This window comes from Lentzea jiangxiensis, from assembly GCF_900104175.1.
Taxonomy (GTDB): domain Bacteria; phylum Actinomycetota; class Actinomycetes; order Mycobacteriales; family Pseudonocardiaceae; genus Lentzea; species Lentzea jiangxiensis.
Map to the genome: position 1 here is coordinate 1 of NZ_FNIX01000020.1, position 14,454 is coordinate 14,454.

Consider the following 14,454-nt stretch of genomic DNA (forward strand, 5'->3'; position numbering starts at 1 on the left):
CGTCCTGACCGACAACGCCAAGAACTATCTGATCTCCCGCGACTTCGCCGCCGCCGTGGCCGCGATCGGCGCTCGGCACAAGACCATCAAGCCGCACTGTCCCTGGCAGAACGGCAAAGTCGAGCGGTTCAACCGAACCCTGCAGACCGAGTGGGCCTACCGCCAGGTCTTCCTCGACAACCCCACCCGATCCGCAGCACTGGCGCCCTGGCTTGAGCACTACAACACTGAACGCAGTCACTCCGCACTCGACGGGCACCCACCCATCAGCCGCGTTCAGTCACCAACCTCATGACCAAGTACACCTAGCGCCGCAACTCGTCGAGGACGGCGCGGATCAGCGGGTGGTCCTCCGACCCGCGCCGCACCGCCGCCACCACCCGCCGCAACGGCGCCACTCCGGCCACCGGCACCCCGCGCACGGCGTTGCGGGGAGCCAGCGCCACCCCGGCACCGGCGGCGACCAGGGCCTGGATGGCCCGGAAGTCGTCGGACACGTGCCGGATCCGCGGCGCGAACCCGGCCTGCGCGCACGCCATCTCCACGACGTCCCGCAGCGGGTTCCCCGGCAGCGTCACCACCCAGTCCTCGTCGGCCAGCGACGCGAGGTCCACCGGTCCGCGCGCGGCGTGCCCCGGCGGCAGCACCACGTCGAAGGGCTCGGTGTAGAGCGGGAACCGGGTGAAGCGCTCGGTGGTGCGGTGCTCCTCGGTGATCGCCACGTCGATCTCGCCGTCCAGCAGCAACCGCACGCTCTCGTGCCCCTCGGCGTCGCGCACGGACAGTTCGATGGAGCGATGCTTCAGCGCCGCCAACGCCGGTGCCACGACCTGCGTGATGGCCGAGGCGAACGCGGCGACCGCCACCCGGCCGGAGGTGCCCGACGCCAGGGCGTCCAAAGTGGCCTGGGCCCGTTCCAGTTCGGCGGCGACGACGTGGGCGTGCGTGACGAGCAGGTCACCGGCCGGGGTGAGCGACACCCGGCGGCCCTTGCGCATCAGCAGCGGATGTCCCGCCTCGGACTCCAGGGCCGCGAGCTGCTGCGACACCGCCGACGGCGTGAGGTGCAGTGCGGCGGCCGCGGCCGTCACGGTGCCGTGGTCGGCGAGTGCGCGCAGCACGCGGAGCCGTCGTGGGTCGATCACCGCTCAATGATGGGGGACTCCACCTCGCCGTTCACGGGGACGTCCTGGGGCAGGATCGGCTCGAAGTCCACCTGCTCCAGCAGGAGGTACTGCTCCTGCGAGATGGCCGTGCCCGCGGGCAGGCCGTGCTGCGGCGTGGTGATCACGTCCCGCTTGAGGATCGGCAGGCCGGTCTCCGGGTCGGCCACCAGCTGCGTCTCGACGCCGGTGAACTGGAACGTCGACGGCGCGGCGATCGCCACGCCGGTTCCCCTGCGCTCGTCGAGCACGGTCACGTCACCCAGGAACCGAGCCCCGTCGAGGGTCTTGAGCAGCTCGAACGCCGCCCGCCGCTGGTCGTCGCGCACGTTCGCGCTCATCAGCTCCATCGCGAGCGACCCGATCCGGTAGGCGTCCTTCCCGATGATGGTCTCCAGCGCCTTCCCCAACTCGCGCGGGTCGGCGGGCAACGAGTCGAGCGAGTCGAAACGCGCGTTGCTGTGCAGCGACATCTGGAACCCGGAGACGGCGGTCTTCTGCACGGCGGGCTTCATCGGGCCGATGCGCACCAGGTGGTCGCCGCCGACCTGCGGCACCGCCTCCGGCTTGCCCGCCGCCTCCCACTCGGTGCCGCGGTCGAGCGAGAACGGCGTCACCTCGCCGTCCTTCTGGATGACCGCGATCTGCTGGTTCGCGGCGACCCACCGTTCGGTCCTGTGGTCGAAGGACACGGCGTACGGGTCCGCCGGATCACCGACGATCATCAACGACCACTGCCGCGTCAGCGCGTGCCACCACTTCGGCGGCGCTGCGGGCTGCACGGGCTGAGGGGGCGCGGGCATCAGCACGACGGCAAGCACGATCACGGCGGCGATGACCACCAACGGAGCGAAGCGCCGCACGAACTGCTTTCTGGCCGGCCTCTCCCGCGGCAACGTGATGATGCGCGCGAGGTCGCTCTCCATCCGCTGCGGGTCGACCTCGGGCGTGGGCGGCTTGGCCTGCGCCAGGTCCTTCATGAGGTCTTCCATGACTCCCTCGCACGGTCGAAGTTCGCTGACGAGAGAGCGGCCTGCAACCGTCGCCGGGCCCGGTGCAGGCGCACGAAGAACGTCGCCGTGGTGCACCCGAGCACCTGCGCGGCCTCGGCGGCGCCCAGTCCGTGCCACGCGATGAGCGTGAGCACCTCCTGGTCGGACTCGGAGAGGCTCGCGAGCGCCGCCCGCAGCTCGATGACCGCGAAGGCGTCGTCCGCGGGCAGGTCGGCGAGCTCGTAGTGCGTCGTCTGCCGGCGTGCCTCGCGCACCAGGTTGCGGGCGATGCCGATCAGCCACGGCAGCGCGTTCGACGGCATCCGGTCGAGCTTGCGCCAGGCGATCGTGAAGGTCTCGCTCGTGATGTCCTCGGCGAGCCGCGACCCGGCGTGGCTCGCGGCGTAGGCGAGCACCCGCGGATAGCACTCGCGGTAGACAGCGGAGAAGTCCTCCACGATCGCCCCCTCCCTCTTCACGAGGTAGTGCGCCGACCGTGCGAATTCTTACATCCCTGTGACCGGGGTCACATCTTGGCGCGAGCGGCGACGAACGCGTCGACCGCCCGGTTCACGTCCTCCGTCGTGTGCGCGGCCGACATCTGCGTCCGGATCCGCGCCTTGCCGTGCGGCACGACCGGGTACGAGAAGCCGATGACGTAGATGCCCTGCTCGAGCAGCAGGTCCGCCAGCCGCGCCGCCTCCGCCGCGTCGCCGATCATCACCGGGATGATCGGGTGCTCGCCCGGCAGCAGGTCGAAGCCCTCCTCCGTCATGCGCCGGCGGAACAGCTCGGTGTTGGAGCGCAGCTGCGTGAGCAGGTCGGACGAGGTGGACAGCATCTCCAGCGTCGCGATCGCCGCCGCGGTGATCGACGGCGCGAGGGAGTTCGAGAACAGGTACGGGCGTGAGCGCTGGCGCAGCAGCTCGACGATCTCCGCGCGGCCGGACGTGTAGCCGCCGGACGCACCGCCCAGCGCCTTGCCGAGGGTGCCGGTGACGATGTCTACGCGGTCCTGCACGCCGAAGAGCTCCGGGGTGCCGCGGCCGGTCGGGCCGGTGAAGCCGACGGCGTGCGAGTCGTCGACCATGACCAGCGCGTCGTAGCGCTCGGCCAGGTCGCAGATCTCGTCGAGCGGCGCGAGGTAGCCGTCCATCGAGAACACGCCGTCGGTCGCGATCATGCGGTAACGGGCGTCCGCAGCGTCCTTGAGCTGGCGCTCCAGGTCGTCCATGTCGCGGTTGCGGTACCGGTAGCGCTTCGCCTTCGAGAGGCGGACGCCGTCGATGATCGACGCGTGGTTCAGCTCGTCGGAGATGATCGCGTCCTCGGCGCCGAGCAGCGTCTCGAACAAACCGCCGTTGGCGTCGAAGCACGAGCTGTAGAGGATCGTGTCGTCGGTGCCGAGGAACTCGCTGAGCTTGCGCTCCAGTTCCTTGTGCGGCTCCTGGGTGCCGCAGATGAACCGCACCGACGCCATGCCGAAGCCCCAGTCGTCGAGAGCCTTCTTCGCGGCCTCGACTAGCTTCGGGTGGTCGGCGAGACCGAGGTAGTTGTTGGCGCAGAAGTTCAGCACCTCGTCGCCGGAACCGACCCGGACGGCGGCGTTCTGCGGGGTGCCGATCACGCGCTCGGACTTGTAGAGCCCGGCCTCCCGGATCTCCCCGATCGTCTTGACCAGGTCGTTCTTCAGCTCGCCGTACATCAGGCTCCCGTCCAGTCGAGGATGACCTTGCCGCACTTGCCTTCGCGCGCGGTGGCGAACGCCTCCGCGTGCCGCGTGTGGTCGTACCGGTGCGTGATCACCGGTGCGAGGTCGAGACCGCGCTGCAGCAGCACGGTCATCGAGTACCAGGTCTCGAACATCTCGCGGCCGTAGATCCCCTTGATGTGCAGCATCTTCAGCACGACGCTGCTCCAGTCGACTCCGAACTCCTCCGCGGGCAGCCCCAGCATCGCGATGCGACCGCCGTGCGCCATGTTCGCGATCATGCTCTGGAGCGCCGACGGCTTCCCCGACATCTCCATGCCGACGTCGAAGCCCTCGGCCATGCCGAGTTCGGCCTGCGCCTGCTCGATCGTCTTCTCGGCGACGTTCACCGCGAGGTCGACGCCGACCTTGCGCGCGAGGTCGAGGCGGTGCTCGGAGACGTCGGTGATTACGACGTTGCGCGCGCCCGCGTGCTTGGCGACGGCGGCGGCCATGATGCCGATCGGCCCGGCGCCCGTGATGATCACGTCCTCGCCGATGACCGGGAAGCTCAGCGCGGTGTGCACGGCGTTGCCGAACGGGTCGAAGATCGCGGCCACGTCCAGGTCGACCTTCGTGCGGTGCACCCAGGCGTTCTGCTCGGGCAGCACGACGTACTGCGCGAACGCGCCGTTGGAGTGCACGCCCAGACCACGTGTGTTCGCGCAGAGGTGGCGGCGGCCGGCCTTGCAGTTGCGGCACGTCCCGCACACGAGGTGGCCCTCGCCGCTGACCAGGTCCCCGACCTTCACGCCGGTGACGGAGGCGCCGACCTCGACGACCTCGCCGACGAACTCGTGCCCGAGGACCAGCGGCGCCTTGATGTTGGCCGCGGCCCAGTCGTCCCACGAGTCGATGTGCAGATCGGTGCCGCAGATGCCGGTGCGCAACACCCTGACCAGCACGTCCGCCGGTCCGGGGGTGGGGTCCGGGACGTCGGTCAGTTCGAGGCCAGGCCCAGCGGCGACCTTGACGAGAGCCTTCATGCTCCGAAGTCTCACCCTTTGCTGCTTGTGCAGTCCATCAGGACTTTCTGAAGTTCTTGTGCAGCTCGGCTTCATTGGCGATGTTGCGCACCATGCCGCCGAACACGATGCCGTGAAAGGGGTAGACCGCCGCCCAGTAGAGGTGGCCGACGAGCCCTTTCGGGACGAACACGGCACGTTGGTGGTAAGTGGACCCGTGTCCCTCGTTGGCCGCCACTCGAAGCTCCAGCCAAGCCTTGCCGGGCACCTTCATCTCGGCCCGCAGCCGCAGCAACCGGCCGCGTTCGATCTCCTCGACCCGCCAGAAGTCGAGTGCCTCGCCGACGTGGAGGTGGTGCGGGTCCCGCCGCCCGCGCCGCAGCCCGACCCCGCCGACCAGCCGGTCCAGCCACCCCCGCACAGCCCAGGCCAGCGGGAACGAGTACCAGCCGCGCTCGCCGCCGATGCCCTCCACGACCTCCCACAACCGCTCGGGAGTGGCGTTGGTCCTCTTCTCGCGGTCGTCGGTGTAGACCGACCCGCCGGACCAGTCGGGGTCGGTCGGCAGCGGCTCGCTCGGCGCCCCCGGCGTCGACGCCCCCGACCAGCGCGTCTCCACGTCGGCGTCGCGAACCTTGTTCAACGCGAGCTCGACGGCCTCGACGTACCCGAGGTTCTCGCCGGGCAGCACCTCGCGGACGTCGTCCTCCCGGCACACCACCTCGTGCACCAGCGACTCGATCAGCGGCTTCGCGATCGACCGGGGCACGGGCGTGACGACGTTGACCCAGTGCGACGACAGCCCTGGCGTCAGCAGCGGCACGGGCAGCACCCGCCGCTTCGGCAACCCGGCGACCTCGGCGTAGCGCAGCATCATCTGCAGGTACGTCAGCACGTCCGGCCCGCCGATGTCGAACGTCCGGTTCTGGTCCTCGAGCGTCGTGGCCTGCACGAGGTACCGCAGCACGTCGCGCACGGCGATCGGCTGGATCCGGTTGTGCACCCACCGGGGTGTCACCATGACCGGCAACCGCTCGGTCAGGTACCGCAGCATCTCGAAGCTCGCCGACCCCGACCCGATGATCATCGCGGCCTGCAGCACCACGGCCTGCACCGGCGAGCGCAGGAAGACCTCGCCGACCTCCTTGCGGGACGCGAGGTGCGGCGACAGCTCCGTGCCCTCGGGGTGCAGCCCGCCCAGGTACACGATCCGCCGGACCCCCGCGCGCTCCGCGGCCCTCGCCGTGTTCTCCGCGGCCTTGCGGTCGGCGTCCGCGAAGTCCTTCGAGTGCAACGAGTGCACGAGGTAGTGCACGACCTCGACGTCCCGCATGGCCTCGTCGAGGTCGCCGAGCACGTCACCGCGCACGATCTCGACGTCAGCGGCCCACGGGACGTCGCGCAGCTTCTCGGGTGAACGCACGAGGCAGCGGACCTCGTGCCCCTCGGCCAGCAGCCGGGGCACGAGTCGTCCGCCGAGGTATCCGGTCGCGCCGGTCACGAGGCATCGCATGCCCCGATCCTGCGGCTTGGGAAGTAGCCGTGCAGATCAGCGCTTGCTGCGCTTGATCACCACGGTTCCCCCGCGCACCACGCCCTTGAGCTGGAAGTGCGGGTTCCCCACCGTGCTGCGCACCTTGTCCTTCACCTCACCCGCCGTGATCTCGACGGCGTCGACGTTGACCGAGGACCCGGCGGGCAACATCAGCTTCACCGTGCCGAGCGACACGTCCAGGTCGACGTTCACGACCGGCGGCACGTCGGCCGCGGTGAAGTCGAGGTTCGTGGTGCCGAGCGTGTTGCGGATGACGAGCTCCTGCGGCACGACCCAGTGCCCCTTGCGGGTCGTGGTGCTCATCGTGTTCTTCAGTTCCGTGCGCGCGTGGGCCAGTTCGTTGTTGACCATGCCGGGCAGGTCGACCAGCACGACGTTCAGGTCGGCCCGGGTTTTCGCTGCCAGGGCGGTGTCCGTGCGGACGGTGAACTCGTCGAGCGTGATCATGCCGCGGCCCACCGCCTTGTTCAGCAGGCTGACGACGTGCTCGCGTTCCGCGTCGGACACGCGTAAGTCTCTGGGGTCTGTCATTTCTCTGCCTCCGGTTCGGCGTCGAGACCGTGCTCGATGGCATAACGCGCCAGCTCCACCCGGTTGTGCAGTTGGAGTTTCCGCAAAGTCGACTGGACGTGGTTCTCGACCGTGCGGTGGGAGATCACCAGGCGGTTCGCGATCTGCCGGGCGGTCAGGCCCTTGGCCACGAGCCGCAGCACCTCGGTCTCCCGTTCGGTGAGCTGCGGCTTCTCCTCCGAGTCGTCCGGCGCGGCGGCCATGCGCCGGTACTCGCCCAGCACCAGGCCCGCGAGCCCCGCGGTGAACACGGCGTCCCCGGCGGCGGTGCGGGACACGGCCTCGACCAGTTCCTCCGAGGACGCGGACTTCACCAGGTAGCCGGACGCGCCGGCTTTCACGGCCTGCAGCACGTCGTCGTGCTCGCCGGACGCGGACAGCACCAGCACGCGCGTGTCCGGCAGCTCGCTGGTGATCATGGCGGTGGCGTCCACACCGGACAGCTCGCCGAGGTTGAGGTCCATCAGGACCACGTTCGGCCGCACCGCCTTCGCGATGCGCACCGCCGACGGCGCGTCGCCCGCGGTCGCCACGACCTCGAAGCCGCGCTCCTGCAGGTCGCGCGCCACGCCTTCGCGCCACATCGGGTGGTCGTCCACGACCATCACCGAGACCGTCACCTTGCCGCCCCCTTCCTGAACACCCGAACCTCCCACTCCGTGCCCTCCCCCGGCCCGGTCTGGAGCTCCAGCGTTCCGCCGAGCGACTCCACCCGGCCTTTGATCGACTTCTCGATGCCCATCCTGCCTTCCGCGGCAGCGAGCGCGAGGCGGCCTTCCGGGATCCCCGGTCCATCGTCCCTGACGCTCAGCACGATCTCCTCGCCGAGGTCTTCCAGCAGCACCCAGGCCCGCGTGTCCTCACCGCAGTGCTTGTCCACGTTGGACAGGGCCTCGCGCACGAGCGAGGTGAGCTCGCCCGCCGCGGCGGCCGCGAACATGACCTGCGTGGCGGGTGTCGACACCTGGATCCGCGGCGTGGCGAGGACCTGCAGACCGGGCCGCAGGTCGATCTCCCCATCCACTGTGGAGTCGACGGGAGCGGCGGCCACGAGGTTCCTCAGCGCGACTTCCTGCTCACCGGCCATCTGCGCCAGCTCGGCCGCCTCGCCGCCGACCTCCAGACCGCGCTTGCGCACGCGGGCGAGGACCTGCAGCACGCTGTCGTGGATCGAACGGGCAAGGCGCTCGCGTTCGGCCGTCGCGGCTTCGGCTCGCAACGCCTGCGCGAGGAGCACCGCGGACCGCCGTGCCGTGGCGGACGCCATGCCGACGACCATGCCGGCGCCCGCCAGCAGCACCACGTCCCGCAGCAGGTCGAGGCTCGGCACGCCCTTCGACAGGTAGGTGGAGAGACCGACCGCCAGCCCGCCCGCGAAGCCCGCGTACGGCCCGCCGAGCGCGCCCAGGGCGACCGCCGGAACGCACGCCCAGATCGTCGTGATGAGCGGGACGTTGAGCGTCAGCAGCTGGTGGTCGGACATGATCAACTGCGACAGCGACATGAGTCCGCAGGTCAGCCCCAGGTCGACGAGCACGAGCGGCCACCGCCTGCCCCACGTCGTGCTGTACGCGCGGCTGGTGAAGACGGACCACAGCGCCATCACCCCGAGCGCGGTCCACGCGAGCCACGGCCGGCCGTACTCGGACTGGTTCGCGATGACGTTGGCCGCCGCGAAGAGGAATGTGACTATGCGTAGCGCGATCGTGCCGCGCCACAGGGGCGTAGCCGGATCGTCGATCACCTTCATCACACGTTCGGCTGGCTCTTTGGGCACGCTGTGCTCCTTTCGACCACCATCCTGCCGCGTGAACGTGGCGTAGCTAACCCCCAGGTGGCCGTCTTCTGCCGAACGGAGGAATGTGCGACGCTCTCCGGGTTCGGGGGGAGCGTGGTGCGGGTGCGCGATTGGCCGGTGTGGACTTTGCGACGGCCCGCGCTCTGCTACTGGCTGTTGATCGACGCGGCGGCCCTCGCCACGGTCACCTACGCGATCGTTTCCTCCGAAACGCCGTCACCCTCCGAAATCGCCAGGTTCGCCGCCATCGCGGGCACCGCGGGCGCGGTCGTCATCGGCAGCTCCATCTACAGCCACCACCTGGGCGAGACCGAACGCAACCCGTGGGCGGCGCACCTCTGCTACCTGACCGCGGGCATCCTGGCCCTGCCGCCGAACCTGATGGTGCTGCTGCTGTTCGGCCCGGCCCTGCACTGCCTGCTCGCCCAGCGCCCCGAGACCCACCGCTGGCTCTTCACCCTCAGCGCCACGGCCCTCGCCGTCTTCGCCACCCGCTACCTGCTCGGCTGGGTCGACCCGCACGCGAACCTGCTGTTCATGACCCTCGGCGCCAGCGCCCTGCTGATCCTGCGGGCGGCCCTGATCGCGTTCGGCCTGAAGCTGCGCACCCCCGACGCGACCTTCGAGGAGAACGTCGGCGACCCCATCGACGCCGTACTCGGCATCGTCGCCGTGTCGATCGGTGGCCTGATGGGCTGCGTGGCGGAGTCGAACGCCGTCCACGTCCTGATCGCCGGCCCACCGCTCGCCCTGCTGGAACGAGCGGCCCAGCTCCCCCAGTGGCGCCGCTCGGCCCAGCGCGACGCCAAGACCGGCCTCGCCAACGCCGTCCACTGGGACAGCCGGGCCCGCTACGAACTCACCAAGGGCTCCACCCGCACGCGCCCGATGGCCGTGATGCTCCTGGACCTCGACCACTTCAAGAGGGTCAACGACGAGGTGGGCCACCTGGCGGGTGACGCCGCCCTGGCCGCCATCTCGTTGCTGCTGCGCGGCACCGTCCGCCGGGGAGACCTGGTGGGCCGCTTCGGTGGCGAGGAGTTCGTGGTCCTGCTGCCCGACGCCACCCCGGACGAGGCCGAGTCGGTCGCCGAACGCGTGCGCAAGGCCGTGGCGGCCCTCCGCGTGCCCACGATGGCCACCGACGGCAAGCCGCGCGAGCTGCACGGCCTGACAGTCTCCATAGGAGTGTCGACGACGACGAGGTTCGGCTACGAGCTGCCGGACCTGCTCGTGGCCGCCGACGCCGCGTTGCTGGCGGCCAAGGCGTACGGCCGCAACCTCGTCTCGATGGCCTAGCGGCTCAGAGTTCCTCGACCCGTTCGCTCTTGTCGTCCTTCGGAGCCGTCTCCTGCGGGTTCAGCACGTCCACCTTCTGCGGGTTCTGCTCCGCGTCCGCATCGGACACCAGCGACCGGATGCCGGAGTTCAGCACGGCCAGCAGCGGCACCGCCAGCAACGCCCCGGAGATGCCCCCGGTCACCAACCCGCCCGCGATCGCCAGCACCACGGCCAACGGGTGCAGCTTCACCGCACGCCCCAGCAGGATCGGCTGCAGCACGTGCGACTCCAGCTGCATGACACCGATCAGCACAGCCAGCACGACGAGAGCAGCGATAGGCCCGTTGGTCACCAACGCGATCAACACGGCGACCGCACCCGTGAACACCGCACCGATGATCGGGATGAACGCACCGAGGAACACCAACGCCGACAACGGCACCACGAGCGGCACGCCGATGATCGCCAGACCGATACCGACGCCGACGGCGTCCACGATCGCGACCACGGCCGTCGCGCGCACGTAGGAAACGAGAGAGCTGAACCCACGCCGGCCGGCGACGTCCACACGCTGGCGCACCTCGCGAGGAACCGCACGAGTCACGAAGCGCCAGATGCCATCGCCGTCGTGCAGGAAGAAGATGAGGGTGAAGAGCGCCAGCAGCAGCCCGGTCAGCACCTCGCCGAGGGTCGCGGCGGTCGTCAGAGCACCGGACGTGATCTCCGCCTGGTTCTCCTTGATCGTTTGCACGATCTCGTTGATGTAGGTCTGCAGCTGCTGGTCCGACAGGTGCGCCGGTCCGTCCTTGAGCCACGTCTGGATGGTGTCGAGCGAGTTCGCCACCTGCGACTGCAGCTCCGGCAGGCCGCGGGAGAACTCGCTGATCACGAACGTCAGCACGCCGCCGAGCACGCCGAGCCCGATGATCATCATCACGGTCACGGCGACACCGCGCGGCACCCGCCACTCGACGAGCTTCGACACACCCGGCGACAGCAGCGCGGCCAGCAGCAGCGCGATTGCGACCGGGATCACTATCGACGCCAGGAAGCCGAACACGTACGCGACCACGTACAACGCGGCCACCACGACGACGAACCGCCAGCTCAGCGCGGCACTCACCCGTAGCAGCAGCGGAACGCGACTGCTGATCCCCGACTCCGGCGCCCTCATGGACCTCACGTTAACTGTTCGACCCCTCGCCAAACCGGAACATCGTTGGGGATGATCCAACTCGTCAGGGGGAGGACGAAGTGATCAAGCCGGAAGACTTGACCGAAGTGGAGCGCCAGGTCGCCGGGGCCTACGCGAGCGGCACCGAGATCGACCTGACCGGGCAGAGCACGCGCGGCGAGGTGCTCACCGGGCTGCTGACCGGCATGTACCGCGTTCCGCGCAAGGGATTGCCCGCGCTGCGGTTGCGAAACGCCCGGATCACCGGCAGGTTCGAGCTGGAGGGCACGCGCGTCACGAGGGTCATCGACCTCACGCACTGCGCGTTCGAGAACCCACTGGACCTCCGCATGGCCCGCCTCATCGGGCTCCGGCTCCGCGGCACCCGCGTCCCCGGCCTGCAGGGCCGCAACCTCCGCGTCTTCAGCGACCTCGTCCTCGAAGCCGGCTTCACCTGCACCGGCACCGTCGACCTCACCGACGCCGCCGTCGACGGCACGCTCCGGCTCGCGGGCGCGGTGCTGCGCTCGAACACCGACCACGCGTTGCTCGGCGCCCGGCTGCGGGTCAGCGGGTCCGTCCAGGCGATCGCGCTGCGGGCCAACGGCGAGGTGCGCTTCCGCGGCGCGTCGATCGGCGGCAGCGTCCACCTCGGCGGCGCACGCCTGATCAACACCGGCCGCGACGCGCTGGAGGCGTCCGGGATCGTGGTGGCGGGCAACGTCTTCTGCAACGCCGAGGGCGGCCGCTTCACCGCGGACGGCCGGGTGCTGCTCGACGGTGCGAGAGTCGGGGGCAACCTCGAGTTCACCGGCGCCCGCCTGCACTCCACCCACCGCGTCGACCACCAGGTGCTGGTCCTGCCGCACGGGCTGGCCGACGAGGCGGCGACGCTGGTGGCCGACCGCATCCGGGTCGAGGGCAACGTCGAGCTCGACAGCGGCTTCACCTCCACCGGCACGGTCCGGCTGCCCAACGCCATCGTCGGCGGCTACCTGCGGCTGTCCGGCGCGGTGATCGGGCCGCGCGACGTCGCCGAGGAGCTCGCCGGCGACGTCACCAACCGGATCCCCGTCGCCCTGCACGCCGACGGCATGCAGGTGCGGGGTGACGTCGAGGCCCGCAGCGCCGCGAACAACGGAGGCACGCGCACGCCGCCGTTGCAGACCTACGGCCAGGTGCGGCTGTCGAACGCCCAGATCCAGGGCAGCGCCAGCATGTCCGGCGTCTCGCTGCACGGACCCGGCATCGACGTCCTGTTCGCCGACCGCCTCCAGATAGGCGGCACGCTCTTCCTGCGGGAGCTGAGGGCCAAGGGCTCCGTCCGCCTGCAGAACGCCAACATCGGCTCCACCCTCGACCTCTCCGGCGCCGAGCTCACGCTGCCCCGGCTGCGCGCGAACGGCACGCAGAAGCCGTCGCTGGACGCCCGCGCCATCACGATCGGCAAGGACCTCCTGTGCAGTCGCGGGTTCACGGCCGTCGGCGGCGTCCGGATCCGGCTGGGCGAGGTCGGCAAGATGGCGACCTTCAGCGACTCGCACCTCGGCTCGACGGCCGCGGACATCGCGCTCAACGCCTACGGGCTCACCGTCCACCAGTTCCGCCTGCACATCCCCGCGGGCCAGCAGCCCAAGGGCAAGATCGTGCTGAGCCGGCTGAAGGCGGTGTCGGTGACCGACGGGCCCGGCCTGTGGGACGCCGAGGGCGGCGTCGCCGTGGACGACTTCGAGTTCGCCGGCATCACCGCCGACCCGGACGTGCCGGTGCAGACGCGGCTCCAATGGCTGCGCAAGGTGCAGCCGGACTTCGCGCCCGGACCGTACGAACAGCTCGCCGCCGTCTACCAGCAGGGCGGCGAAGAGGAGCTCGCGCAGAAGGTCCAGTTGGAGAAGCAACGCCGCCGCTACGCCGAACTCGGGCCGGCGGGGCGGGTCTGGGGCGTGGTGCAGAGGTGGACCGTCGGCTACGGCTACCGGCCGTGGCTCGCGATCTGCTGGCTCGCCGTCTTCTGGCTCTTCGGCGCCCTGTGGTTCAACTGGCACCCGATGGTCAGGCTCAACGACGACGAGAACCCGGTGTGGAACTCCGCGCTCCTCGCGCTCGACCTGCTGATCCCGATCATCGACTTCGGCCACGACGGCAAGTGGCAGTTCACCGGTGCGTCGCAGTGGGTGTCCTCGCTGCTCGTGGCCGTGGGCTGGGTGCTCGCGTCGACCGCGGCCGCCGGTGCCGCAAGGGTTTTGAAGCGCGTGTGATCGTCACACGATGTAGTTAATCGGACGCTCTGGGCGTGCTTTCCGGGTGGCGGGACTGGCAGAGTCGCCGACGTCGACTTGATCAGTTGGTCGTCGGCGATTTCCCCGAATGCCATCCGAGTAGCGAGGTCTCCTGCGTTGTCCGCTGATCTGCGAGCGAAGACGGGAGCGAACGGCATCCGCCGGTTCGCCACCCGAGCGCTGCTCGCCGTCGGCGGGGCGATCGCGGGAACCGCCGTTGCCTGGGTGCTCACCACGTCGTCGGCCCACGCGGTGGACGACGCGCAGCAGTTCGACGTCGTCAGCGAGATCGTCGCCAAGACGGACGAGAAGCTCCCGGTCGTCGCGCCCGCTGCCGAGGCAGTGCACAAGATCGACGAAACGCTGCGTGCCGAGCACGAGAAGGATCGCGCCTCCATGCCGGACGTGCAGGTCCGCCCGGTGGTCCAGCAGATCACCGAGCGGGTCCTGCCGCAGGTCGACAGGACCGGTCAGTCCGACAGCCCCGCCACGGCGCGGTCGATGGACGTGACGTTCCCGGAGATCCCGGTCACCCCCACCGCCGAGGTCGCGCAGTCGCCGGCACCGGTGGTCCCGCAGTTCACCGGCCCCTCCGGTGCCTCGTGGACGGATCTGTTGGAGCACAACGACTCTGTCGTGCCCTCCGAGCAGCGTCCGTCCCTGCCCAGCAACCCGTTCCCGAAGCTGCCCGCCCCGGCGCCCGCGCCTGTGCACTGCTCTTCGTGCAACGACGGTTCTGGTTCTGCAAAGGGCAGCACCACCGCTGCTCTCGCTGCGTCCGGCAACGCCCACGGCATCTCGTCGACGCGCGCTCTCGCGCCGTCCACCGACGAGGTCACCGTGACGCCGGGCAAGCAGCCCGGTATCAACCCCGACTGATTCCAGCGCGCGGTCCGCGGCAGCCCACTCCCCTGGCTGTCCGGAAGT

At 70.0% G+C, this 14,454-nt stretch carries 14 protein-coding genes; 4 read left to right on the forward strand and 10 right to left on the reverse strand.

The window, feature by feature from the left end; translation table 11 throughout:
• Positions 1-295: integrase core domain-containing protein (locus BLQ91_RS33170; RefSeq protein ID WP_143022933.1), on the forward strand; the 295-nt coding region annotated here is incomplete at its 5' end.
• A 10-nt stretch (positions 296-305) separates the two neighbouring features.
• Here BLQ91_RS33170 and BLQ91_RS33175 read toward each other — a convergent pair.
• The 9 genes from BLQ91_RS33175 to macS are packed head-to-tail and all read right to left on the reverse strand — an operon-like array spanning position 306 to position 8,745.
• Positions 306-1,145 (reverse strand): LysR family transcriptional regulator, encoded by an 840-nt coding sequence (locus BLQ91_RS33175; RefSeq protein WP_090103383.1) that lies wholly within the window; start codon positions 1,143-1,145, stop codon positions 306-308.
• Positions 1,142-2,155, reverse strand: coding sequence for a hypothetical protein (locus tag BLQ91_RS33180; RefSeq protein ID WP_143022934.1), 1,014 nt, complete (start codon positions 2,153-2,155; stop codon positions 1,142-1,144). The genes BLQ91_RS33175 and BLQ91_RS33180 overlap by 4 nt, the downstream gene beginning before the upstream one ends.
• On the reverse strand, positions 2,140-2,634 hold the full coding sequence (locus tag BLQ91_RS33185; protein WP_218130496.1) for an RNA polymerase sigma factor: 495 nt from the start codon (positions 2,632-2,634) through the stop codon (positions 2,140-2,142). The genes BLQ91_RS33180 and BLQ91_RS33185 overlap by 16 nt, the downstream gene beginning before the upstream one ends.
• 47 nt (positions 2,635-2,681) lie before the next feature.
• Complete coding sequence (locus BLQ91_RS33190) at positions 2,682-3,860, reverse strand: glycine C-acetyltransferase (RefSeq protein ID WP_090103387.1); 1,179 nt, start codon at positions 3,858-3,860, stop codon at positions 2,682-2,684.
• Positions 3,860-4,891, reverse strand: coding sequence for an L-threonine 3-dehydrogenase (tdh, locus tag BLQ91_RS33195; protein ID WP_090103389.1), 1,032 nt, complete (start codon positions 4,889-4,891; stop codon positions 3,860-3,862). The genes BLQ91_RS33190 and tdh overlap by 1 nt, the downstream gene beginning before the upstream one ends.
• A gap of 37 nt (positions 4,892-4,928) precedes the next feature.
• Positions 4,929-6,383 carry an SDR family oxidoreductase gene (locus BLQ91_RS33200; RefSeq protein ID WP_090103391.1) on the reverse strand — a complete coding sequence of 485 codons (1,455 nt, stop codon included), beginning with the start codon at positions 6,381-6,383 and terminating at the stop codon, positions 4,929-4,931.
• Positions 6,384-6,419: 36 nt separating this feature from the next.
• Complete coding sequence (locus BLQ91_RS33205) at positions 6,420-6,932, reverse strand: DUF1707 SHOCT-like domain-containing protein (protein WP_245734018.1); 513 nt, start codon at positions 6,930-6,932, stop codon at positions 6,420-6,422.
• Between the two features lie 20 nt (positions 6,933-6,952).
• Complete coding sequence (locus BLQ91_RS33210) at positions 6,953-7,600, reverse strand: response regulator (protein WP_090103588.1); 648 nt, start codon at positions 7,598-7,600, stop codon at positions 6,953-6,955.
• Positions 7,601-7,611: 11 nt separating this feature from the next.
• Entirely contained in the window at positions 7,612-8,745 is a 1,134-nt protein-coding gene (macS, locus tag BLQ91_RS33215) for a MacS family sensor histidine kinase (RefSeq protein ID WP_090103395.1), read from the reverse strand.
• A 150-nt stretch (positions 8,746-8,895) separates the two neighbouring features.
• On the opposite strand from macS, the gene BLQ91_RS33220 reads away from it, so the two are divergent.
• Positions 8,896-10,092, forward strand: coding sequence for a GGDEF domain-containing protein (locus BLQ91_RS33220; RefSeq protein WP_090103590.1), 1,197 nt, complete (start codon positions 8,896-8,898; stop codon positions 10,090-10,092).
• 4 nt (positions 10,093-10,096) lie between these two features.
• On the opposite strand, the gene BLQ91_RS33225 is transcribed toward BLQ91_RS33220, so the two are convergent.
• Positions 10,097-11,248 (reverse strand): AI-2E family transporter, encoded by a 1,152-nt coding sequence (locus tag BLQ91_RS33225; protein WP_090103397.1) that lies wholly within the window; start codon positions 11,246-11,248, stop codon positions 10,097-10,099.
• Between the two features lie 80 nt (positions 11,249-11,328).
• On the opposite strand from BLQ91_RS33225, the gene BLQ91_RS33230 reads away from it, so the two are divergent.
• Both BLQ91_RS33230 and BLQ91_RS33235 read left to right on the forward strand, forming a co-directional pair.
• Complete coding sequence (locus tag BLQ91_RS33230; protein ID WP_245734019.1) at positions 11,329-13,506, forward strand: translocation/assembly module TamB domain-containing protein; 2,178 nt, start codon at positions 11,329-11,331, stop codon at positions 13,504-13,506.
• 138 nt (positions 13,507-13,644) lie between these two features.
• Positions 13,645-14,406 carry a hypothetical protein gene (locus tag BLQ91_RS33235; protein ID WP_090103399.1) on the forward strand — a complete coding sequence of 254 codons (762 nt, stop codon included), beginning with the start codon at positions 13,645-13,647 and terminating at the stop codon, positions 14,404-14,406.
• The last annotated feature ends 48 nt before the right edge of the window (positions 14,407-14,454 follow it).

Excerpts from the sequence above, each read along its gene's own strand:
- BLQ91_RS33190 (WP_090103387.1), bottom strand. The coding sequence starts at position 3,860 with ATGTACGGCGAGCTGAAGAACGACCTGGTCAAGACGATCGGGGAGATC.
- BLQ91_RS33180 (WP_143022934.1), bottom strand. The coding sequence starts at position 2,155 with ATGGAAGACCTCATGAAGGACCTGGCGCAGGCCAAGCCGCCCACGCCC.
- BLQ91_RS33210 (WP_090103588.1), bottom strand. The coding sequence starts at position 7,600 with ATGGTCGTGGACGACCACCCGATGTGGCGCGAAGGCGTGGCGCGCGAC.
- BLQ91_RS33200 (WP_090103391.1), bottom strand. The coding sequence starts at position 6,383 with ATGCGATGCCTCGTGACCGGCGCGACCGGATACCTCGGCGGACGACTC.
- BLQ91_RS33225 (WP_090103397.1), bottom strand. The coding sequence starts at position 11,248 with ATGAGGGCGCCGGAGTCGGGGATCAGCAGTCGCGTTCCGCTGCTGCTA.
- macS (WP_090103395.1), bottom strand. The coding sequence starts at position 8,745 with ATGAAGGTGATCGACGATCCGGCTACGCCCCTGTGGCGCGGCACGATC.
- tdh (WP_090103389.1), bottom strand. The coding sequence starts at position 4,891 with ATGAAGGCTCTCGTCAAGGTCGCCGCTGGGCCTGGCCTCGAACTGACC.